Consider the following 21,302-nt stretch of genomic DNA (forward strand, 5'->3'; position numbering starts at 1 on the left):
GCCGTACGCCCCCCCGAGAGATCCGAGAGAACCGAGAGAACCAAGGAGCCGCCTTCGATGAGCACGCAGGACCCGGCCCCCGCGGCGACCGCCGCCCGTCTCGCCTACGAGAACTCCCTGGCCATCGCCGCGCGCGACGCCGCCCACCGGGCGCTGACCGAGCAGCTGCTCCTCGTGCTCGCCGACACCCTGGACTCCTTCGACCGGCTGCTCGCAGGGGCGGCGGCCGCCGACCCGGAGTCGTACCGCAGGAGTCTGGAGCTGATGGCCCGCCAGGTCGAGACGGTCATGGCCGGTCAGGGGGTCGAGCCGGTCGGGCGGATCGGCGAGCGGGCCGAGCCTGCGACACACCATGTGGCCGAGGTCCGCGCCGCACCCGGGGCGGCCGACGACGAGGTCCTGGAGATCGTGCAGCGCGGGTACCGGTACCGGGGGCAACTGCTGCGTGCCGCCCGGGTAGTTGTCGCCGTGACCGGCGACGCCGAGCAGGAGACGGAGCGTACATGAAGGCCATCGGCATCGACCTCGGCACCACGAACAGCGCGGTCGCCGCCCACGATCCGCACAGCGCGGACATCGTGGTGCTCACCAACAGCAAGGGCGAGCGGCTCACCCCGTCCGTGGTGGGTCTGGCCCGGCAGGGCAGGCCGCACAAGGCGCTCGTCGGCGAGGACGCGCTGAACTGGGCGATCAGGCAGCCCAAGGACACCGTGGTGTCGGTGAAGCGCCTGATGGGACGGCACTTCACGGACACCTCGGTGGCCGAGGCGCGCGGGCGCCTCAACTACGAGATCGTGGCGGGGCCCGACGACGACCCGCGGGCCCATGTGGTGCTCGGCGAGGAGACCCTGACCCCTGCCGAGATCTCCCGGATGATCCTGGAGAAGCTCGTCCAGGACGCGACGCGGACCCTCGGCGAGCAGGTGACGCACGCCGTGATCACCGTGCCCGCGTACTTCCGCGACGCGCAGCGGGCCGCTACGCGTGAGGCGGCCGAGCGGGCGGGCCTGGTGGTGAAGAAGATCGTGGACGAGCCGACGGCCGCGGCGGTCGCCTTCGGCCTGAACAAGCCGGACGGCGAGCGCAGCCGGGTCCTGGTCTACGACCTGGGCGGCGGCACCTTCGACATCTCGGTCCTGAACGCGGTCAAGGACCGGGATGGCAACAGCCAGTTCCAGGTGCTGCGTTCGGCCGGCGACATCTGGCTCGGTGGTGACGACTTCGATCTCGCCGTCGTCGACCGGATCATCGCCTGGATGCGCGATGAGCACCATGTGGACCCGTCGGGCGACAAGGCGTTCCTCTTCCAGGCGAAGAAGGCGGCCGAGCGCGCCAAGCGGGAACTGAACGACCAGGACGAGACGTACATCGTGATCCCGGCGGCCTACCGCAGCGAGAAGGGCGTGCTCGACGTCGAAATGGCGCTCACCCGGGCCGAGTTCAACGCGATGATCGCGCCGCTGGTGTCGCAGACGATGGACCTGGTGACCCAGACCCTCGGCCGCTACGAACTGGCCACCACGGACATCTCCGACGTGCTCCTGGTGGGCGGCGGCACGCTCACCCGTCCGGTGTACGAGGCGGTCGAGGCGTACTTCGGCAAGGACAAGGTCCGCAGGAACATCGGCCCAATGGAGTGCGTCGCACTCGGCGCGGGCGTGCTCGCCGAGACGCTCGACGGCGTGGAGTGCCCCGATCCGGAGTGCGCGAAGGTCAACGACGACTCCGCGCAGGCCTGTGAGGACTGTGCCCAGAGCCTGGTCAACGCGCGCCCGGTCGGTTCGACGGGTCTTTACGAGTCGACGCCGATGGCGATGGGGATCGCCGCCGTCAAGGGCTCCCAGCGCGATGTGTTCGTGGAGATCATCCCGGCCGGTTCGCCGTATCCGCTGCCGGAGCCACGGCAGCGGACCTTCCACGCGACCGACAGCCGCCGCATCCGCGTCCCGGTCTACGAGGGCGACAGCAAGGTGGCGAGCGAGAACTACGAACAGGGCGTGGTGGAGTTCGATCTGCCGCAGGAGATCGAGGTCAACCGGCATGTGGACGTGTCGTTCAACTACTCCTCCGACCGCATCATCACCGTACGCATCAGTGTGCGCGGCACGGACATGACTCTGGAGGCGACCCCGAACCGGGAGCGGCCGCTGACGCCGCCGCCCGAGACGGGCGCGGAGGTCGACAGTCATGTGCTGCGCGAGGAACTGGGGTACGCGGAGCGGGAGGCCGACCACTTCCTCAAGCGGTACGGCACCTATATCGAACCCGTGCAGGCGATGAAGGTGCGCCGGGACATCGAGCAGGCCCAGCAGGCGGCGGCGATGGGCGACAGCGGCGAGTACAAGCGGCTCACGGAGCTGCTGCTCGACGACGTGTTCCACCAGTGCGGTCTCGCCAGCCAGTTCCGGCAGGCCGAGCTGGCGTCGGAGGGGGCGCCGCGGGACACGGTCCGGCAGATCAACGAGGCGGTCGACATCGTCAAGCAGGCCCACCGGCAGGGCAATCGCGTACAGACCGCGCAGCAGGCCCGCAATCTGCGGAGTCTGGTGGCGGTCGCGCAGGCGGAGCGCCGGGTGCAGTCGCTGCCCGACCGGCCCGACTACGGCGGCATCCTCCAGGTCGGGGAAGACACGGTCGACGGATGACGTCAGGACAGCGGCAGGACCCGGTGCACCTGGGGATCGACTTCGGCGCCACGGGCCTGCGCGCGCTGTTCGCGCCGCCCGGTGAGCCGCCGCGACGGCTGGACGCGCCCACCGCAGGATGGCCGTGGCTGCTGTGCGAGCCCGCCGTGACGGGGGTGCTGCCCGTCGCCTTCCCCAGCCTCAAGAGCCGGGTCGGCGGCCGGCGCCGCGGGCCGGACCCGGGTACGTCGACGCGGCCGAACGAGCTGGTGTTCCGGATGCTGCGGCTGCTGCGTGAGCGGGTGCAGGAGGAGACGTCCCAGGCCGTCGGGCAGACCGTGATCAGTGTGCCCGCGTCCTACCAGTCGGCGCAGCGGTCGGCGCTGCGGGACGCGGCGCAGGCGGCGGGGCTCGCCCCCGCGCGGCTGGTCAGTGACGCGATGGCCGCGGTCATCGGGCACACGTCGGAGCGGGACAGCGGCACCTTCCTCGTCTACGGGATGGGGTACGAGGGGTTCGAACTGGGCCTGGTGCGTGGCGTGCGGGGGCACTACCGCGCGCTCGGGCACGAGGGTGCGGCGACGTCGGGCGGGCGGGCCTTCGACGGGGAGATGCTCGGTGCCGCCGTACGGCTGCTGCGCAGGCACCGGGGTCCTGGCTCGGTGGCGGATCTCGACGCGGAGGTGTGGTTCGGTCTTCGGGCGCGGGCGCAGGAGGCCCGGGAGGCGCTGAGCGTGCCGGGGAGTCCGGGAGCCGCCGAGCTGTCCCTGGACGTCGGCGGCGGTCCGCCCCTTGAGGTGCGGGTCACCCGGCCGCATCTCGACGCGTTCCTCGACCGGCATGTGCGCAGGACGCTCGACCGTGCGATGACGCTCCTCGACCAGTCGGGGATGACGTCGTCGGACGTCGACACGGTGCTCCTGACCGGCGGCGGCACCCTGATGGAGCAGGTCGCCACGGGGGTCGCGGCGCTCGGCCGCAGGCGGGTGCAGGCGCCGCCCGACCTGCTCGCCCTGGGGGCGCTGAAGCACGCGGTGCGGCTCGCGGGAGGCGCGGCGGCCGCCGGGTCCGCGGTCCTTGAGGAGGGGCCGCTGCAGCCGGCGGACCCGGCCGACGACACCCTCGCCGACGCACCGGCGCTGACCGCCACGCTGGTCGGCGACGCGGGGGCGGAGCGGTCCTCGCCGCGCCTCGACGTGGCGCGGGCGCGGCTGCTCGTGCGGCAGGGGCGGCCCGACGAGGCGGTGGCGCTGCTGCGGGAGATCGTCACGGAGGCGGAGGCGCTCCTGTCGGAGCTCACGCCTGTGGTGCCGTACGCCGTCGCCCCCGAGGCGGTCGCGGCACCCCTCGAACCCGCGTCGGAAACACTGCCCGCTCCGTCCGCGGAGCCGACTCCACCCCCTGCCGACCGGATCTCGATGCGTCAACTCGCCCGCGCCGACACCTTGTTGGAGCTCGGCCGGTACGACGATGCCGTGCAGGCCTCGCACGCCGCCTGGATGGGGGCGGCCACCAGGCCCGCCGGCGCCGATGTGCTCGACGCGATGATCGACGTGCACTGCGCGGCCGCGATGGCCGACACGTCACCCGGCCATTTCGCGGACGCCGAGCGGTGGTTGAGATGCGCGTACAGCCACGACCCGACCAATGAACGGGTGCGCGGGCTGCTCGCCGAGCGCACCTACCGGCACGCGGTCGAACTGCAGCGGCGCGGGGGGCGGGACGAGGCGATCGAGGCCCTCGGCAAGTGCCTGACATGGAATCCTGAACACGCCGATGCCGAGGCCCTGTTGCGGCGGTTGAACCGCGACGGGCGCAGTCGGCGGGGCCCGAGAACAGGGGGAAGCGTTTGACGCCCGCAGAACTGCTGGACCGGCAGAAGCTCGTCGACGAGTTGCAGCGTCTGGCAGACCATCCGTCACTCACACCCAGATCCGCCGAACTTGGCGTCCTGGCAAAAGACTTGAAGCCCCCGCACCAGCTGGACAGATGGGCGGAGCTGGACCTCGTGGACGCCTACGTACGCCCCGAGAGCGTGGTCACCGAACCCGCGGGGTCCGGCCGGCGCGACGGGCTCCTCGAAGCCGCGCTCGGCGTGCTCGTCTTCATCCCGCTCCTGGTGACGTGGTTCGGGCTGCGCGAGGCGGTGCGGGCGTACGGGGAGCTGAGCGAGGTGGACCGGGAGGAATCCACGCGGCCCTTCCTCCAACTCTGGCAGTCCGGATTCGGCGGGCACCTGTCGGCGCTGGGCAGGTTCGAGAACGTGGCCCTGATGGCCGTGCTCCTGATCGCGCTGCTCGTGGGCCTGTCGGTCTGGCACGCGCGGGTGCGGGCGCGTACAGAACAGGAGGAGGCGGAGCAGCAGCGCGAACGCGATCGGCTGCTCGCCGATCTCGCCTCCGTCCTCACACGTACGCAGATGCTGATCGCCCCCTACCGGAGCGCGTCGCCGAAGCAGTTCACCTCCGAACTGACCAAGGCCGCCACGCAGATGGAGCAGTTGGCGGCGAAGGCGGCGACCAGCCACAAGGCGCTCACCGGCACGACGAGCGCGGTGAGCAGGTCCATCGACGCGCTGAAGGCCGCGGCGGACTCGCTCACCCTCGAAGTGCCGAAGCTGGGCGTCGCGGCGAACCACATCGAGCAGACCCTGCGGGACGGCCGCACGGCGGCGGACAAGGCGGGCGCGGCCAACGCGGACGCGGCCCGGGGTATCGCCGACCGCGTCAAGGCGGCGGGCGACACGGTCGAGGCGTCCCTGAGGTCCCTGGTCGCCGCCCAGCAGTCACTGGTCACGAAGTCCGAGTCGGTGGCGGCGGCCACGGACCGCGCCTCGCAGGCCCTGGTGGCGAGCACGGACCGCACCGGCGACGCGGTGGACGGTATGCGCGAGGCGACGGAACGCTGGGACGCGGCGGCGGCGCACTGGCAGGACGCGGCGGCCCGCATCGACGCACGAATCGGCACGCTGGTGGGCACGCCTTCGCCGCTGGGCGGCGGGGACTCGTTGGCGGGCACGCCTTCGCCGCCGGGCGGCGGAGAGACGAACGGCCACGCGTGGAGCGGTACGCCTCACGTGCCCGGCCCGGGGCAGCATGCCGATCCCGGCGGCGCGGGCGCCGCGGATGGCGGTGGTGTGCGATGGAGCGGAGATCCGGGCCCCGGGCATGCGGGCGCGGCCGGGGGCTACGGCGGTCACGGCGATCAGGGCGGCTCCGGCGGAGGTGTGAGAGACGCCGCCCCCTGGAGCGGCACAAACGGCGACCCCTCACCCCACCTCCCCTCCCCCACCCGCCCCTTGGACCCCCCGACCCGGCCCCAGCGGCCCCCCGCCTCCGGCGGAGGTGACGCGTGAGGAAGGCTCCGCGTCGTGGTCGGGCGGGGGTCGTCGTGCTCGCGGGGTGGCTCTTCGCCGATCTGCTTCTCGTGCTCGCCCTGGTGTCGATGGCCGACCGCCCCGACCCGCTGGCCAACCGGCCCAAGCCGTCCCCCAGTGGGACCAAGCCCGAGCCGGCGCCCTCCCCCACGGGCCCGCGCTCGGTTGAACTGCAGCCGGAGGAGTTCGGGGTCAAGGGCACGGACAAGGGCGATCTGGCCGCGCAGATCCGCAAGAACACCGGCAAGTGGGCGGGCCGCGAGGCCGCATTGGTGCTGACGTTCGGCGGCGATCACAGCGGTGAGGCGTACGCGCATCGCGTCAACTCGCTGCTCGCCAAGGGCCGTCCGGACATGTTCACCAAGAAGACGGCGACGGACGACTTCCACAAGCTGAGCGACCCCGCGTCGACCGCGAGGGTCCGGGTGTACTTCTACACGACGCCGGGCAGCTGACCCATGGCGCGACTGCACCCCGGCGAGCGACCGCCGGACGACGAGAGCGGGCTTCCGCTGCCCGCACTGCCCGCCTTCCCCGGGATCGCCGGATATGAAGAACTGCACGCCTCCATCAGGAAGTTGGGCTTCCGGCACGCCGCCGACGCCCTGCGCGCCCCCGCACCGCAGCACGCGTCGCAGGCCACCCAGGCGCTGTTCGGCACCCTCCCGAAGGCCGAGACGGACGACGGGTTCCGCGTACTGGACGGACTGTGGTTCCCGCAGCGCGGCGGCCTCTGGCAGCGCGTCGATCTGGCGTACGTCCAGGACGCCTTCGCCCGCTGGCACGCTTCCGGCGACGCGCGGGGCATGGAGGCGGCCGCCGTCGTGGCAGTCCTGACAACCGTCCTCCAGGAAGATCCGATGGGCCTGCGCAGGCTCGTCCTGTGGGAGCTGTGCTGCCGCCTCACGGACGACGCCGCGGGGCACCCGGTCCCCCTCACCGACGCAGACAGCGATGCCGACCCTCCCATCACCCCGCCCACCGCCGACGAGGCGGCCGCGCTCGGCGTCCACCGCAGCGAGGCGGGGCTGCTTGCCGCCGCCGTCGCCGCACACTTCCCCGGCCTCGTCGACGGACACCTACCGGGCGCCGGTGCCGCACGGCACGCCGCCCAGACCCTGAGCGACATCTGGCCGAGCGCCCGGCTGCGCGAGGCCGAGCGGCTCGCCGCGTGGCTGCCCACCCACCACTCGGATCACGTCCTCGACGACCTGCTCGACACCCTCCGCGCCCGGTCCGCCGCCGTACGCCGCCTCATGGACCAGGCGGTTCAGTCGGAGTCCTGCGGCGATTTCACGGCCGCCTCAGCCGCCTGGCTCGGCGCGCTGCGGCAGGCCAGGGACGACCGGGACGCCCAGGCGGGCCTGCTGCGCAGCGCGACACTCCTGGCCGACGACCCCTTCACCCCGGAGGAGTCGGAGGTGACCGCCGCCGTCGACGAGCGGACGGTCCGGCTGAGCTGGCGCGCGCCCCGCCGCGGCGGGGCGTCCGTGGCGTACCGCGTGCTCCGCTTCCCGGACGGCCGGCCCGAGATCGCCGTCGAGGTATCGGCGCACGGCACCGCGCGCACGGTCGTCGACCCGGACGCCCCCGTGGGACAGCCCCTGCGATACGCCGTGTTCCCGCTGCTCGGGGAACGGCTGGCTGGAGTGCCGCGCGTCAGCACCCCGGTACTGCTCACCCCGGACGTGACGGAACTGTCCGCCACGGCGGTGCCCGACGGCGTGCGGGTGACGTGGCGGCGCGATCCCGCCGCGGTCGAGGTCAGCGTCGTACGCATGAGTCAGGACGACGACAACACCCCGGACCATGCGGTGAGTTGCAAGCGTGACCAGCTCGTCGACACACCCCTCCCCGCAGGTCTGTACGTCTATGAGGTCCGCTGCGGCTACCCCGGCCCCGACGGCGGCCTCGTCCTGTCGTCGGGAGTCCGCGTCACCGCCCGGGCCGAGTGCTGGCCCGCCCCCGTGGAGGCGCTCACCGTCCAGCGCCTCGACGAGGGCGGCCGGATACGCGTCGCGTGGCGGCCTCCGGTGTGCGGGGACGGCCATCTGGTGCCCTGGACCGAACGCCCCGTGCCGCCGGGTGCGGACGTCTCCGGGATCGTCCCCCGCCTGCCCTCGCCCGGACCGGCATCCACCTCCGTCGACATGCGGCCGCCGCCCAGCAGGCGGGTCCGTCTCACCGCGGTGAGCGTGCTCGGGGAGCGGGCGGTCTCCGGGCCCAGCGTGGTCATCGAACACCCGGGAGAGGTACGGGACTTGGCGGTGCGCAGGGTCGCCGACGACCGCGCCGAGCTGCGCTTCTCGTGGCCGGAGCCCGCCGTGCTCACACTGGTCGCTTGGGAGGACGGGGAGCGCCGCGAGGAGCTGCGCGTTGCGCGCAGCCGGCACGGCGCGGGGCGGGCCGTGCCGGTGCCGGTCTCCGCCGGGGAGTGCCGGTTCACGGTCGGCGCGCTGCCCCGCCCGGACGCCGTGGCGATCGACGCGCCGCCCGCGCGTGCGGTGCTCCCGGCCGTGCCGCCTCCCCCGCCGCCCGCACCCGCCGGATGGTGGCGGACCTGGTGGCACCGCTGGCTCCGCCGAAGCCCCTGAGCCCGCGCGTCCGCGTACCCCGAGAGCCTCAACTGCCCTTGGGGGAACGCGGCCCGCAGCCCCGATCCCTGTCCCGCCCGGTCTGCCGGATGCCGCCGGGGCTGGTGTCGGGTTCTCCCGGGGAACGCTCCCGGCGGGCCTGCTCGGGGCGCTCGGCCTCGCCGTCCTCGCCTCACTTACCTGAACAACCCCTCCGACACGCCCTGGAGCCGAGAGGTCCCGGGGCCGTAGTGCATACCCTCGGTGGATCGCTGAACTCCAGGAAGGGCCGATGATGGCGGGCTTGATCGATACGGTCGAGGTGGAGATGAGGATCTGCGACCGGACCCTGGGCATCGTGGACGAGTCCTGTGTGGCACAGATCCACCGCCCGGACGCACCCGAGGGCAGCTGGATCCGGACAGCCAGGGGCCTGGCGCATCTGGAGTGCCCGCCCGACGTCATCAACGTACGGACCCGGCTTGAGAGTTGGACCGCGGCCCCGCCCGTCGCGCCGGGCGACTGGTCGGCGCTGAGCGAGGCGGAGGTCGTGCTCCCCACCGGCGCCCTGTGCCTCTACACCACCGACGAATGGCACGAGACGCCGATGACGCTGCCCTCCGCGGGCCGGTACGCGCTGCGCGTCCACTGGGCGCTCAGCCCGCGGACGGGCCCCTTCGACGCGCCCTTCCCCGGAGCGGGTGCACTCCAGACCCCCGCGGGACACGAACGGGAACTGGACGGCGTGGACCAGTTCTGTCTCGCGCAGGTCTGGTACCTGGGCGCCGCCCACTAGTCCCGCTGGCGGGCGCCGCCCACTAGTCCCGCACCTCCGCCTCCGCCCCGCCCCCGAATTCGAGCAGCAGCCCCGCCCGCAGCGCGATCGTGCGGCCGGGCTCCACATCGCGCACGGTCCCGTCGTCCTTGCGTGCCGTCCACACGTCCTTGGTGTGGTTGGTGAGGCCGAACCTGCCCGGGTTCTTCGGGTGTTCCGTCACCTCGCCGACCACCGCCCGGAAGTCGTGCCGGTCCGGGTACTCGGCCAGATGGTGGGCGTAGACCCGGGCGTTGGGGGCGAGCCTGATGCCGCGCCGGGTGCGCAACGTGCCCGTGCCGGTGACGAGTTCGAGGCGCGGCGGCAGCCGCAGCGTACGACCGCACTTCCAGCAGTCGGGGGCCGCGCCGTCCGGCTGCGTGAGGTTCAGCTTGCCGCAGGGGCCGCACTGGGTGATCGCGTCCAGGACCTGGCTCAGGGCGTCGCACCACTGCGACTCGCGGACCCGCCGGACCGGCGACCGCAGCCCCTCCGTGAAGGTCTGTACGAAGAGGTCCCGCAGGATCTTGGGCAGCGCGCCCCAGGTGGCGACCACGGTCGGCTGCTCGTCCGGCACCGGACGGTTGCGGGCGTCGGACGGGTCGTAGATGAAGACGGGATCGGTGCCGTAGAGGCGCCGCTTGGCGGCCTCGTCCATGCAGCGGATACTCAGGGCCTGCGCGCCGTTGAACGGGTGGTCGTTCATCAGGAGCAGGAAGAGCAGCACGGCGAGGGAGTGCAGGTCGGTCTGCGTGCCCGGCTGCGCCCCCTTGTCGCGGCGGACCAGCTCGGGCGCCATGAAGTCCATCGTCCCCGCGACGGCGGCGGACTCGCCCTCGACGACCGCGTTGTCGTTGTCGCAGACGAGTACGTCCCCGGTGCGCGGGTCGAAGAAGATGTTGCCCCAGTTGATGTCGCGGTAGGCGATGCCACGGGAGTGCAGCGACCGGTAGGCCTCGACGGTGTGCAGCGCCACGGTGACCAGGGTGCGCATCGTCGCGGCGGACACCGAGGGGTCGCGGCGGAACAGCGCGGGCAGGTCCTGGAAACGCGCGGGGCGTACGTCCATCAGATAGCCGAAGCCCGGCTCGCCGTTCTCCGGGCCCTCCGGGTCGAGGACGATGGCGGTCGGCCACAGGAAGCGGTCGTCGCTCCAGCCGCGCGCGATGAGGCCTTCGAGGATCTGCCGCTGGCGGGCGTCGGCCAGCTGCGGGTAGTACCACTTCAGCGCGCGGTCGCCGTGCGGCGTCGTCACGCGGTAGACCTCGCCCTGGCCGCCGGAGCCGAAGAGTCCGGCGACCTTGACCTTCTCCCCCGACTCGGCCACCAGGGTCTTTCCGGCGGCGAGCATGCCGTTCACCATGCGGTTCCTCTCTCGGCTTCCTGTTCGACGATGGGTGGTGGTGTCTGCCCGGTGGGCGCCGTGGCCGCGAACGCGCCCACGAAGGTGGTGTCGTCACCGGAGTACTTGGCGGCCCGCTCCAGCCAGTCCGCGAGCTGCCCCTGCACCGCGGGCACGCCCTGCCCGGCGGCGCGGTCGGTCACACCGGTGGCGAAGTCCAGGAACCCCTGGTGGTCGGCGAAGCTCTTGGAGAGGCCGTCGGTGGAGATCAGGACGGCAGGGGGCGCCCCCGTGGTGAAGGGCTGCCAGTGCGACCGCATCTTGCGCCATGGCTCCGGCTCGCACAGCGAGTCTGTCTCGTCCCCCATGTCGGGCCCCGTCGAGAGCGGTGTGTGCGGGGTGCCGTCCGCGTCGACGAGGACGATGTCCCCGTCGCCCAACTGCCAGCAGAACAGCATGGATTCGGTGAGTACGGCACCGATGAGCGTGCTGCCGTACACGGCGAGGTCGGGTGCCTCGTCGGCGGCACCCGGCAGATAACGACCGCCGTGCGCGGGGGAGTTGGCGTCGTGCACCAGCGCACGCTCGCGCCAGCGGTGCGCCACCTGCTGCGGCAGCCTGCGCGCCTCGGTGCGCAGGCCGGTCCAGCCCGTCACGTCGGCGCCGACCCGCACCGCCTCCCGCGCGAAGCCGCGCGCGCACGCGGTGAACTCCTCGACGGCCCACTGGGATCCGAGGTCGCTGCGGAAGTGCGCGGCGGAGCCGTGGCCGTCGGCGACCGTGAGGACGGCGGCCCGGCCGTCCGCCACGGACAGGGCGCCGAGACTGTCCTGGCTGTACTTCTTGCCGACTCCTTTGACGGTCGCGCTGAGCAGCGCCCAGGCGGCGACCCGCGTCGAAGGCGCGCTCACCAGATGTCGTCTTCGTCGCCCTTGGTCAGCGGCGCCGGACCGAGCGGGGTCGTGGGCTTGGCGTCCTCGACCTTCGGCGTCGACGCGTCCTTCACGACGGCCGTCGACATCCAGCGGATGGCCGCGGCGAGCTGGCGCGGGTTCTTGGCCTGCAACGGTTCCAGCTCGGGGTTGCCGAGGAACTCCTTGAGCATGCTCTTGTCCGCGTCGTCCCCGATGGCCACCGCGACCCGCACGGCGCGCTTGCCCCAGGGCGTCGCGTCGATCTCGCGCAGCCCGGCACGCCAGTCGTCGGTGGGCTGCCCGTCGGAGGCGAGGGCGAGCACCGGGGGAAGTGCGCGCTGCGGCATCGGCGGGGTCTGCAGCGCGCCGGCCGCGAGCTTGAACGCGGCGCCCATGTCCGTGCCGCCGTAGGTGTGCACGTCCTCCCACGCGAAACGGTCCACCGGTGTCGGCTCGTCCACGTGCCAACTCGCCCCATTGGCAAAGGAGATGGCGCGTACGAGGAGCGATGCGGCCGGGTTGGACTCGGCGGCCTGCTGCATCTCGGGGATGGCCTCGCGGATGGCGAAGTTCAGCTCGCTGATCTTTCCGTTGACGCCCATGGAGCCCGAGCAGTCGAGCATCCAGATGAAGTGCACGGGACGGTTGGCCATGCTGCCGCCGGGAAAGTTGTCGGCGGCGTCGCTCTCGACGGCCACGCTGGTCTCGGTTTTCCGCACGCTGGTCCTCTCGTGGATCAGTGGTTCGGTGGATCAGTGGTTCGGTGGATCGGTGGATCGATGCTCAGTGGTGCTGGTGCCCCGGGCCAGGGCCGGGGCCGGGTCCGTAGCTGGGTGGTTGGGCGCGCCGCTGGCCGTAGAGCCACGCGTTCCACTCCTGGACGCGCTCGTGTGCCCGCTCGGGCGAGAGCCGGGCGATCTCCGTGGCGACCTGCCCCAGCGTCCATTCGTTGAGCCGGGGCACCACGGGCGCGAGCACCTGCGTGAGCAGCTGCTCGGCGGCGCGCTGCCAGTCCACCGTGACGCCGCGCCCCTGACGGGGGCGCCACGCGTAGTAGAGCGCCGCGATCCGGTCGGGCCGGTGGGGCAGGTCTTGGATCATCCGCTCACGCGTGTCGGCGGCGAGGAGGTGCGAGCGGTAGGGGTGCAGTACGTCGTTGTCCGCGCCCACCAGGAAGTTCAGGCCCGGTGAGCGGCACAGCTCGACCGGATCCACCCCGGCGAGCCCGAGTGCGACCAGCGCGCCGGTCCCTTCCCGCAGGACGATGTTGAGGGGCTTCGCCTGCTCGAACTTGTCGCCGAGCTGACCGACGGCATACTCCACGGGGATCTCGCCGTCGGCGAAGTCCTGCGCCAGCACGATGAGTTCGGCGGTCGCGCGCTCCATCCCGCGCAAATTCACGTTCCCGCCCAGCAGGCTCCTTGCCAGTTCGATCAGCTCGGCGTCGATCCGCTCCGGGGCCCTGAGCCAGCCCGTGAGCTGGATCGCGAAGCCCGCGTCGATGATCAGACGCGCCGTGCAGGCGCGGGCGACCCGCTGCACATCGGCAAGGTCGGGCTGCCGGCCGCCCCAAACCAGCCGCCACAGCAGCCACAGCGTGTCCGCGTCGTTCACCCGCCGCCCGGGCAGCAGCTCGGTCAGCGCCGCGAAGAGCTCGGCGCCGCGCGGACCGCCGGGCTCCCTGCTCAAGCGCGCGGCCGCTTCGGCGATGCTGACGACGAGCGGCGCGTCGTCGATGTTCCGCAGCAGCCATGCGCCCTGGGGCGCGTTGGCCAGGCCCCGCAGCTGGTCCAGCTTGTGTTTCGTGAGGTCGCCGCCGAGCCGATTCAGGACCTGCCGGGTCAGGCGCGGGTGGCCAAGGGCCTCCAGGACCTCGACGGCCTCCGCGCACTCGCGCCGCCCGGGGTTGAGCAGGGCGCGGGCGAGCCGCTCCGTCGCATCCTGGAGCCCACGCCCCTGGAGCCCACGCCCCGACTCGGCGCCCAGGGCGAGCGCGAGCCGCAGCGGCTGGGTCCACTTGCCCATGGGGTCGCGCCGCACCTTGCCCCGCAGCACCTCGTCCGCGCGCTCCCCGAACTCCGCGCGCAGCCGCTGCCAGGCATCGGTGCTCAGCGGCAGCCGTTCGCAGGCCGCGATGTCGGGCAGGGTCTCCTGGGCCTCGGCGACCGCCACGTAATGGCGGACGAGGGCGATCGCTAGGGGTTCGGCCGCGGCGGGGTCGGCGCCGCCGAGCTCCTCGCAGAGCAGGTACAGCTCGTCGACGACGGGACTGACCGCGGGCTCCTGTCGCACGGTCTCGGCGTGGGCCTGGACGGCTTCGCGCCGGGTGGCGTCGGACATGGCAAGGAGCTTGCCCACGTCGAGCGGCGGCCGGGTCACACCGAACGGGTCGCCCCCGTCGGACGGCGGCTCGGGCGGATTGCCCTCGATCCATTCCTTGGCGGTCACCTCGGCCCAGGTGTCGGCGAGGGGTGAACTGCCCTGGCCGTCAAGGCCGTCGTGCACGCGGTAGAGGTGGTCGAGCGTCGGGCCGTGGAAGCGGTCGAAGTCCGCGTCCGGGCCGATGCCGATGATCTGCTGCGGTGCGCGCCGCGGGGCGTCGGCCCAGGTGCTGAACGTCAGCGACACGGCGTACGCGTGAGGCAGCGAGGCGCAGGCGAGGGCGACCCAGTGGGCCACGGTCTCCGGGTCGTGCTCGGCGACGACGATCTGGCGCCCGGCGCGCTCACCGAAGAGGCGGTGCACATCGGCGAGGAAGGGCTCGACACGGGAGGCGTGCTCGCGGGCGAAGGCGATGAGCTGTTCGGTGCCCAAGTCGCCCGGGAATGGGGGTAGTTCGTCCACGGAGTCGGCATACACGGCGTCGATCCGCTGTTCGGCGTCCGTAGCGCAGAGGAGGCTGCCGCCGCCGGGGAGCCTGCTGCGGCTGAGCCCATGACGGTGGCCCACAGCGAGGACGTATTCGGCCAACTCCAGGCATTCCAGGGGCTGTTCTGTCTGCTGCTTCTCCTGCTCCTGCTCCTGCGGTCCCGGCGGTGCGGGAATCAGACGGACGGCTCCGGTGTCCGGCTCCTCGTCGAGCCGGTAACTGAGGCGGCGGATGGCCATGCCACATTCTGACCATCCGCACGCCCCGATCGCAGGCCGTCCGCCAAGTTTCCCCCTTCCTCGGGAATCACTCGGCGCGCGAAGGTCCCGTTCCGGGCGACGCGGTGCGCCCTTGCGGTACCGACGGGTTGCGGCCACGGTGGTCACGGGCCGCCACGAACGGCCCTGTGAACGGCCCTTTCCGTACCGGCGATCGGAGTCGACGTGGCCTCCCTGCCCTCCTTCCCCCTCCCCCATGTCCTGCTCGGCGAAGGGCCGCACAAGGTGTTCGCCGTGCACGGCTGGCTCGCCGACCGCTCGGCGTATGCGCCGGTGCTCGCGGACCTCGACCTCGCCTCGTTCCAGTACGCGGTGGTCGATCTGCGCGGGTACGGGGAGGCGAAGGACGCCGTCGGCGCGTACACGACCTCCGAGGGGGCCGCCGATGTCGTCGCGCTCGCGGACCGCCTCGGCTGGGACCGCTTCTCGCTGATCGGCCACTCCATGGGCGCCGGCGTCGCCCAGCGCGTCCTGGCGCTCGCACCGCACCGGGTGCGCAGGCTGGTCGGGGTATCTCCCGTGCCCGCGTCCGGACTTGACCTTCCCCCGGACCAGTGGGAGCTGTTCGCCGAGGCCGATCGTCTGCCGCAGAACCGCCGCGCGATCATCGACGTCACCACCGGCGGGACCCGGCCCGCGGCCTGGCTCGACCGCATGATGGAGCGCTCCCTCACGGTCAGCGACGCCAAGGCCTTCCGCGCCTGGCTGGACTCCTGGGCGCGCGAGGACTTCCACGACCGGATCGAGGGCTCGACCGTGCCGGCACTCGCGGTGGTCGGTGCCCTTGACCCCGCCCTGGGGGCGGAGCTGATGCGCCGGACCTGGCTGAGCTGGTACGCGCGCGCCGAGCTCGTCGAGCTCGCCGAGGCGGGCCACTACGCGATGGACGAGACTCCGCTCGCGCTCGTCGGCGCCGTGGAGGACTTCCTGCGGGCGGATGACGCGGGCGGCGAGGACGGTTCGGGGCGCGACGGTTCGTCATGAGCGTACGGACTCCTCCTTCGGGAGACGATGAACTCACCGCCGTACCCGATGTGTTCGACCCTCGGCAGTACGCGTCCGGGGTCCCGCACGACCGCTATCGCCTGCTCCGCGACCGGCACCCTGTCGCCTGGCAGGACGAGCCGCAGGTGCTCGACTGGCCCGCGGGACCCGGCTTCTGGGCGGTGACCCGGCACGCGGACGTCGTCCGCGTGCTGCGGGACTCCGGCAGCTACTCCTCGCACCTGGGCGCCACCCAGATCCGCGACCCCGACCCGGACGACCTGCCGTTCATCCGCCGCATGATGCTCAATCAGGATCCCCCGGAGCACGGCAGGTTGCGCCGCCTCGTCAGCCGCGCCTTCACGCCCGGACGCCTGGAGCGCTTCGAGTCCCTGGCCCGCGACCGGGCCCGCACCCTGCTCGCCGCCGCGCTGGACCGGGCGCGCGCAGGCGACGGCACCTGCGATCTGGTCACCGACGTCACCGACGACTACGCACTGCTCAATCTCTCCGATCTCCTCGGCGTCCCCGAGGCCGACCGCGGCCTGCTGCTGCACTGGACGCAACGCGTGATCGGCTACCAGGATCCCGACGAGGCAGGCGAGTTGATCCTCGACGCGGACGGAAAGCCGGTCAACCCGCGCTCCCCCGCGATGCTGCGCGACATGTTCGGCTATGCGCAGGACCTGGCGGCCCACAAGCGCCGCGCGCCCACGGACGACATCATGACGACCCTCGCCACCGAGCCCGAACTGACCGCCCCCGAGCTGGAGATGTTCTTCTTCCTGCTCACGGTCGCGGGCAACGACACCGTACGCAGCGCGGCGCCCGGTGGCCTTCTCGCGCTCATGGAGCACCCGGACGAGTACCGCCGCCTGCGCGAGGGGGACGCCCCGATCGCCACGGCGGTGGACGAGCTGCTGCGCCACCACCCGCCCGTGCTCACCTTCCGCCGCACGGCCACCCGCGACACACAGCTCGCGGGCAGCACCATCCGCGCCGGGGACAAGGTGGTCGTCTTCCACGCATCGGCCAACCACGACGAGCGCGTCTTCACCGACCCGCACCGCCTTGACCTGTCCCGCACCCCCAATCCCCACGTCTCCTTCGGTGAGGGCCCGCACGTCTGCCTGGGCGCACATTTCGCACGCCTCCAACTCCGTGTCCTGTACGAGGAGTTCCGCACCGTCTGGAGCGCCCCTGCCGACCTGGCGGGGACACCGCGGCGCCTGGTCTCCAACTTCATCAACGGCCTGAAGTCGGTGCCGGTCCAGGTGCCGAAGGCGTAGTTCGATACGGTTCAAGATCCACCGCGAACCCCGCGCGCCGACCCCGCGCGCCGCCCACCACGGAGACTCCCGCATGCACGGCGCAGCCGTCCCCGCAGCCGAGGACGAGTACCACGACGACATCTTCCCCAACCTCGACGCGCCGGACGACGGAACTCCCTGGCAGGCGCCCGCCGACCTGGAAGAGCACCTCTACGAACTCGCCGAGGCCGACGACGCCTACACCTATCTCCGGGCCATTTCCGTCACGGGCCTCTACCGCCCGGTGGCGATGACCGACGTGGCGGCGGGCGCGACGGAACGCCCCGTCCTCACCGTCGACGTCCCGGACGGCCGCAAGGTGGCGCAGATGTACACCGCGGGCGTGCTGCCGCGGCCGCATCCGGAGGTGGTGTACGAGTTCGTCACGCTCGGCACGCTGGCGAACGAACTCCCGGACGACATCGACATCTTGGTGGTCAACGCGGCAACTCCATGCCAGCAGTTCTTCCTGACGACCGACGACGAGCGGGAGGTCTGGGCGGATCTGCACGAGGCGAACTACGACTCCGAGCGGCTCATGGACCGCATCGACACCCGCCGCACCGGGGCGCCCGACTCCGTCACCCTGCTGCGCGGCCTTGCCTGCGGCGCCCACCTCTGCTTCGCCAACGGCGACGCCTGGAACACCCTCGACTGGCACGGCGCGGGCTACCACTCCGAGGTCGAGCGCCTGGAGGAGTGGTGGGGCGTACGCGACCGTGATGACTGGCTCGGCGTCCAGGAGCGGCTCCTGAACCGTGAAGTCAGCCCCTGGTACTGGGACTTCGTGCTCGGCGCACGCACCTCGCTGATCGAGCGGTACGGCCCCCGTGTCGACCCCGAGCTGTGGCGCAAGTGCGTGGAAGTGACCATCCGCAACCGCGTGTTCGAGACGGAGGGGCCCGACTCCCCGCACAAGCCGGGCGACGACCCGGACCTGGACGACTTCGTCGCCGCACTGCGCGGCCTGGTGGGCAAGGTGCTGCGCTACGAGTCCCGCTTCCGCGCCGACGACCTCCTGCCGGCCGAAGGCCATGTCACCTCCGTCGCCGCGTGGGACATCGGCCGCGCCTCCAAGATGGCCCGCTGGGGCAGGGGCGCGCGCTACGCCACGCACGCCGAGCTGCACGAGGCCATCGAGCGCGCGGGCCACGCGGCGCAGTCGGCGTACGGCTCCTGGGAGGAGTTCTCCGCCGGATACGTCCTCGGCCGGTGCCTGCACTTCGACGAAGAGCACTTCGGTGACTGGTACACGACGGTGCTTCACGCTCACCGGGAACTGATCTCGGACCCGGACAGTCCGTGGCTGACGGTGCCGTTCCGCGAACAATCCCGATAGCCGGAGGTTGCGTCAGATGAAATCTGTGGACCTGAACCTCCTCATCGCCCTCGACGCATTACTGGAGGAGGGCAGCGTCTCCGGAGCCGCGGAGCGGATGCGTACCTCCACGCCCACCATGAGCCAGCCCCTGGCCCGGCTGAGACGGGCCTTCGGCGACCCGCTCGAACAGGCCACGGGACTGCTCCTGGAGACCGGTGTGCCGGATCTGGCCTCGCTGAAGACGGTGCTTTTGCTTGGGCATTCGCCATGTGTGAGCAGCGTGCTCATCAGGACAATGCGCACCGGGCGCCTCGTCGGCGGCCTACTTCACCTTCCGACCCGCGCGGTAACGAGAGCGTACTCGATACCCGTCGATCGATCACTCGGGCAGGTACGCCTCCCCGGGCCGATCCACAGAATCTGAGCATTGCTCTTCGTCCGCCAAATGCCCTCATCGCCCGAGGCGGGCCAGTGCCTGTGCCGGGTAGCGCTCCCCGGCCACCGAACCGTCGGGCACCGCACGGCGCAGCAGGTCGCTCTGTTCGGCGCTCAGGACTATCCCGGCAGCCGAGGTGTTCTCATCCAGATAGCGCCGTCGTTTGGTTCCAGGGATGGGCACGATGTCGTCGCCCTGAGCGAGCAGCCAGGCAAGTGCCGCTTGCGCAGGGGTGCAGCCGATCTGCCCGGCTACGCTTCGGATGGCGTCCACGAGCGTCAGATTGTGCTGGAGGTTCTCTTCGGAGAAGCGCGGCCAGCGTCTGCGGTTGTCGTTCTCGGTCAGGTCCGTGCGAGACAAGACGCTGCCGGTGAGCATCGCCCTGCCAAGGGGGGAGTACGCCACAACGGCGATGCCAAGCTCGCGGCAGGTGTTGAGCATGTTGCCCTCGACCACGTCACGGGTGAACAGCGAGTACTCGAGCTGCACGGCGCTGATGGGGTGGACGGCGTGGGCTCTGCGCAGCGTATCGGGGCTGACCTCGCTGAGGCCGAGGTAGCCGACCGTTCCCTCATGCACCAGCTCAGCCAGGGCGCCCACCGTCTCCTCGATGGGGACCGCGGGGTCGCGGCGGTGCGCGGAGAAGAGGTCAATGTGGTCGACGCCGAGGCGGCGCAGCGAGGCGTGGCAGGCGGACCGCACATACGCCGCTGAGGTGTCGACCTCGTCGACCCGCCCTGTGGCGGCGTTGTGGCGGAGCCCGAATTTGGTGGAGAGCACCACATGGTCGCGGTGTCCAGGGCGCTCCTGGAGCCAGCGTCCCAGGAGCTCTTCGTTGGCGCCGCGCCCATAGGCATCCGCCGTGTCGAGGAGCGAGACTCCGAGCTCGACGGCCAGGTCGAGCGTACGGAACGACTCGTTGTCATCGGGCACTCCATAGGCCACCGACATGCCCATGCAGCCGAGACCGATGGGCGCCACTTCGGGGCCCGTGCTTCCCAGTTTTCGGGGCTTCATTTAGCGCACCTCTCCAGTCGGTGTGCGTGCATACGCTTGAGCGATGCTGAGCAGCCACGACACTTCGTCTGAGTATCTAATGGTCTGGTAGGGCTCAATGCCCACGGGCTCGACATCTACGAGCTCTTCGGCCTTCGTGTCCATATAGGGCTGCAGGGCGAGCAGGCCATCCTGGATCTCGATCACCCGCCCCCTGGCCGACCACAAGCGCCCGCGGGCCAAGGCGATGGTCTACGTCGTCGACGGAATCGTGAAGCGCATCCGCGCCATCGACCCCAAGGGAGATTGGGTTCCGCATGGCGGTGACTGGGAGATCCCCGTCACCGGCCCATCTTTTGAACCCCGTCACGAGGGGCTGCCGCACAGGACGACTACTCCTCCCGCATCCGATCGCCTCCGCAATCTTTGCCGATTAGGCCAGCCTGGTGGCAGTGAGGCTTGAGTCTCCCGTAGGGGGAGACGTGAGGGTAGGGGCATGAACAGCGAGACGCTCTATTCGATCGGTGACCTGGCTCGGCGGACGGGTCTGACAGTGAAGGCCATCCGGTTCTACGCAGACGCCGGGATCGTGCCACCAACCGACCGCACTCCTGCGGGATACCGCCGGTACGGTGTCGATGCCATCGTGCGCATCGAACTCGTGTGCACCCTGCGTGAGTTGGGAATCAACCTGGCCACGATCCGCAAGGTCATGGATCGGGAGGTCTCGCTGACAGATGTCGCGGCCACGCACGCCGAGGCACTGGAGGTGCAGATCCGTGTCCTGCGGCAGCGCCGCGCCGTGCTCATGGCGGTGGCCCGGCGCGGCTCGACTCCCCAGGAGCTGGACCTCATGCACAAGTTGGCGCGTCTGTCGGAAGCCGAACGGCAGTGTCTGGTCGACGACTTCCTCGGTGCCGTGTTCGACGGCCTGCAAGATCACCCCGCGTTCGCGGCGGTCACCCGCTCGTTGACCCCCGAGCTGCCCGAGGAGCCCGAACCCGAGCAGATCGAGGCGTGGGTGGAGCTGGCAGAGCTGTTCCAGGACCGCGATTTCCACTTCACGTTGCGCGGCATGGCCCAGGATCTGGCAGCCGATCGGGCCCCGGACGACGCCACGGGCCTGCCCCGGATCCTCGCCGAAGCTGTCCGGGCCCAGGTGGCACCGGCCCTGGAGGACGGTGTCGAACCGGACTCGGCCGAAGCGGAGCCGATCGTCACCGCACTCGCGGCCCACTATGCACGCATCCTTGGCAGCCCGGCTTCACACGATCCCCGTGCCCTCTACTTGCGCCTTGCTGCCCGGCTGGAGCAGATGAACGACCCGCGCCGGGATCAGTACCTGTCCTTGGTGGCCGTCATCAACGGCTGGCCGGCCTCCGGGAGCCTGGCGCCCGCGCTCACCTGGTCCGCCGAGGCACTCCGTACCCGGATACCGCAGCGGTGAGCCGCGCACGCGCCACGC

17 protein-coding genes are annotated in these 21,302 nt (G+C 71.5%); 12 read left to right on the forward strand and 5 right to left on the reverse strand.

What is annotated here, in order from left to right:
- Nucleotides 1-57: 57 nt before the first annotated feature.
- The 7 genes from grpE (at nt 58) to AB0O76_RS12185 (ending at nt 9,369) form a co-directional block, all read left to right on the forward strand.
- The gene (grpE, locus tag AB0O76_RS12155) at nt 58-507 is read left to right on the forward strand and encodes a nucleotide exchange factor GrpE (protein ID WP_365488440.1); all 450 of its coding nucleotides are present in this window, start codon (nt 58-60) and stop codon (nt 505-507) included.
- Entirely contained in the window at nt 504-2,645 is a 2,142-nt protein-coding gene (locus AB0O76_RS12160; RefSeq protein ID WP_365488443.1) for an Hsp70 family protein, read from the forward strand. Before grpE ends, AB0O76_RS12160 begins: the two co-directional genes overlap by 4 nt.
- Nucleotides 2,642-4,477 (forward strand): Hsp70 family protein, encoded by a 1,836-nt coding sequence (locus AB0O76_RS12165; protein ID WP_365488446.1) that lies wholly within the window; start codon nt 2,642-2,644, stop codon nt 4,475-4,477. Before AB0O76_RS12160 ends, AB0O76_RS12165 begins: the two co-directional genes overlap by 4 nt.
- A complete protein-coding gene (locus AB0O76_RS12170) occupies nt 4,474-5,979 on the forward strand; it encodes a hypothetical protein (RefSeq protein ID WP_365488448.1) in 1,506 nt (501 codons plus the stop codon). Before AB0O76_RS12165 ends, AB0O76_RS12170 begins: the two co-directional genes overlap by 4 nt.
- Nucleotides 5,976-6,455 carry a hypothetical protein gene (locus tag AB0O76_RS12175; protein ID WP_365488451.1) on the forward strand — a complete coding sequence of 160 codons (480 nt, stop codon included), beginning with the start codon at nt 5,976-5,978 and terminating at the stop codon, nt 6,453-6,455. The genes AB0O76_RS12170 and AB0O76_RS12175 overlap by 4 nt, the downstream gene beginning before the upstream one ends.
- A 3-nt stretch (nt 6,456-6,458) precedes the next feature.
- Complete coding sequence (locus AB0O76_RS12180) at nt 6,459-8,594, forward strand: hypothetical protein (RefSeq protein ID WP_365488454.1); 2,136 nt, start codon at nt 6,459-6,461, stop codon at nt 8,592-8,594.
- Between the two features lie 283 nt (nt 8,595-8,877).
- Complete coding sequence (locus tag AB0O76_RS12185) at nt 8,878-9,369, forward strand: hypothetical protein (protein WP_365488457.1); 492 nt, start codon at nt 8,878-8,880, stop codon at nt 9,367-9,369.
- A 22-nt stretch (nt 9,370-9,391) separates the two neighbouring features.
- Here the strand turns inward: AB0O76_RS12185 and AB0O76_RS12190 are convergent, their stop codons facing one another.
- The 4 genes from AB0O76_RS12190 to AB0O76_RS12205 all read right to left on the reverse strand — a co-directional run bounded on the left by AB0O76_RS12190 (nt 9,392) and on the right by AB0O76_RS12205 (nt 14,751).
- Nucleotides 9,392-10,750, reverse strand: a complete 1,359-nt coding sequence (locus AB0O76_RS12190; RefSeq protein WP_365488460.1) for a serine/threonine-protein kinase — start codon at nt 10,748-10,750, stop codon at nt 9,392-9,394.
- Nucleotides 10,744-11,640, reverse strand: coding sequence for a PP2C family serine/threonine-protein phosphatase (locus AB0O76_RS12195; RefSeq protein WP_365488463.1), 897 nt, complete (start codon nt 11,638-11,640; stop codon nt 10,744-10,746). Before AB0O76_RS12195 ends, AB0O76_RS12190 begins: the two co-directional genes overlap by 7 nt.
- Entirely contained in the window at nt 11,637-12,296 is a 660-nt protein-coding gene (locus AB0O76_RS12200) for a tellurium resistance protein (RefSeq protein ID WP_365488943.1), read from the reverse strand. The genes AB0O76_RS12195 and AB0O76_RS12200 overlap by 4 nt, the downstream gene beginning before the upstream one ends.
- Nucleotides 12,297-12,426: 130 nt before the next feature.
- Entirely contained in the window at nt 12,427-14,751 is a 2,325-nt protein-coding gene (locus AB0O76_RS12205) for a GTPase-associated protein 1-related protein (protein WP_365488466.1), read from the reverse strand.
- Between the two features lie 213 nt (nt 14,752-14,964).
- Here AB0O76_RS12205 and AB0O76_RS12210 point away from each other — a divergent pair, with 213 nt between their 5' ends.
- From AB0O76_RS12210 to AB0O76_RS12225, 4 genes are all read left to right on the forward strand, one after another.
- Entirely contained in the window at nt 14,965-15,774 is an 810-nt protein-coding gene (locus AB0O76_RS12210) for an alpha/beta hydrolase (RefSeq protein ID WP_365488947.1), read from the forward strand.
- Entirely contained in the window at nt 15,771-17,063 is a 1,293-nt protein-coding gene (locus AB0O76_RS12215) for a cytochrome P450 (RefSeq protein ID WP_365488469.1), read from the forward strand. The genes AB0O76_RS12210 and AB0O76_RS12215 overlap by 4 nt, the downstream gene beginning before the upstream one ends.
- Nucleotides 17,064-17,136: 73 nt before the next feature.
- Entirely contained in the window at nt 17,137-18,423 is a 1,287-nt protein-coding gene (locus AB0O76_RS12220) for a DUF1266 domain-containing protein (RefSeq protein WP_365488472.1), read from the forward strand.
- A gap of 16 nt (nt 18,424-18,439) precedes the next feature.
- Complete coding sequence (locus AB0O76_RS12225) at nt 18,440-18,829, forward strand: LysR family transcriptional regulator (protein WP_365488475.1); 390 nt, start codon at nt 18,440-18,442, stop codon at nt 18,827-18,829.
- Between the two features lie 27 nt (nt 18,830-18,856).
- Here AB0O76_RS12225 and AB0O76_RS12230 read toward each other — a convergent pair whose 3' ends face one another.
- Entirely contained in the window at nt 18,857-19,858 is a 1,002-nt protein-coding gene (locus AB0O76_RS12230; protein WP_365488478.1) for an aldo/keto reductase, read from the reverse strand.
- A gap of 475 nt (nt 19,859-20,333) precedes the next feature.
- On the opposite strand from AB0O76_RS12230, the gene AB0O76_RS12235 reads away from it, so the two are divergent.
- The gene (locus AB0O76_RS12235; RefSeq protein ID WP_365488481.1) at nt 20,334-21,284 is read left to right on the forward strand and encodes a MerR family transcriptional regulator; all 951 of its coding nucleotides are present in this window, start codon (nt 20,334-20,336) and stop codon (nt 21,282-21,284) included.
- Nucleotides 21,285-21,302: the final 18 nt, after the last annotated feature.

Origin of the sequence: Streptomyces sp. NPDC086554 (assembly GCF_040686095.1) — a bacterium.
In the GTDB taxonomy this organism is placed as follows: Bacteria; Actinomycetota; Actinomycetes; order Streptomycetales; family Streptomycetaceae; genus Streptomyces.

Excerpts from the sequence above, each read along its gene's own strand:
- grpE (WP_365488440.1), top strand. The coding sequence starts at position 58 with ATGAGCACGCAGGACCCGGCCCCCGCGGCGACCGCCGCCCGTCTCGCC.
- AB0O76_RS12160 (WP_365488443.1), top strand. The coding sequence starts at position 504 with ATGAAGGCCATCGGCATCGACCTCGGCACCACGAACAGCGCGGTCGCC.
- AB0O76_RS12165 (WP_365488446.1), top strand. The coding sequence starts at position 2,642 with ATGACGTCAGGACAGCGGCAGGACCCGGTGCACCTGGGGATCGACTTC.
- AB0O76_RS12180 (WP_365488454.1), top strand. The coding sequence starts at position 6,459 with ATGGCGCGACTGCACCCCGGCGAGCGACCGCCGGACGACGAGAGCGGG.
- AB0O76_RS12190 (WP_365488460.1), bottom strand. The coding sequence starts at position 10,750 with ATGGTGAACGGCATGCTCGCCGCCGGAAAGACCCTGGTGGCCGAGTCG.
- AB0O76_RS12200 (WP_365488943.1), bottom strand. The coding sequence starts at position 12,296 with ATGGCCAACCGTCCCGTGCACTTCATCTGGATGCTCGACTGCTCGGGC.
- AB0O76_RS12205 (WP_365488466.1), bottom strand. The coding sequence starts at position 14,751 with ATGGCCATCCGCCGCCTCAGTTACCGGCTCGACGAGGAGCCGGACACC.
- AB0O76_RS12215 (WP_365488469.1), top strand. The coding sequence starts at position 15,771 with ATGAGCGTACGGACTCCTCCTTCGGGAGACGATGAACTCACCGCCGTA.
- AB0O76_RS12220 (WP_365488472.1), top strand. The coding sequence starts at position 17,137 with ATGCACGGCGCAGCCGTCCCCGCAGCCGAGGACGAGTACCACGACGAC.
- AB0O76_RS12225 (WP_365488475.1), top strand. The coding sequence starts at position 18,440 with ATGAAATCTGTGGACCTGAACCTCCTCATCGCCCTCGACGCATTACTG.
- AB0O76_RS12230 (WP_365488478.1), bottom strand. The coding sequence starts at position 19,858 with ATGAAGCCCCGAAAACTGGGAAGCACGGGCCCCGAAGTGGCGCCCATC.
- AB0O76_RS12235 (WP_365488481.1), top strand. The coding sequence starts at position 20,334 with ATGAACAGCGAGACGCTCTATTCGATCGGTGACCTGGCTCGGCGGACG.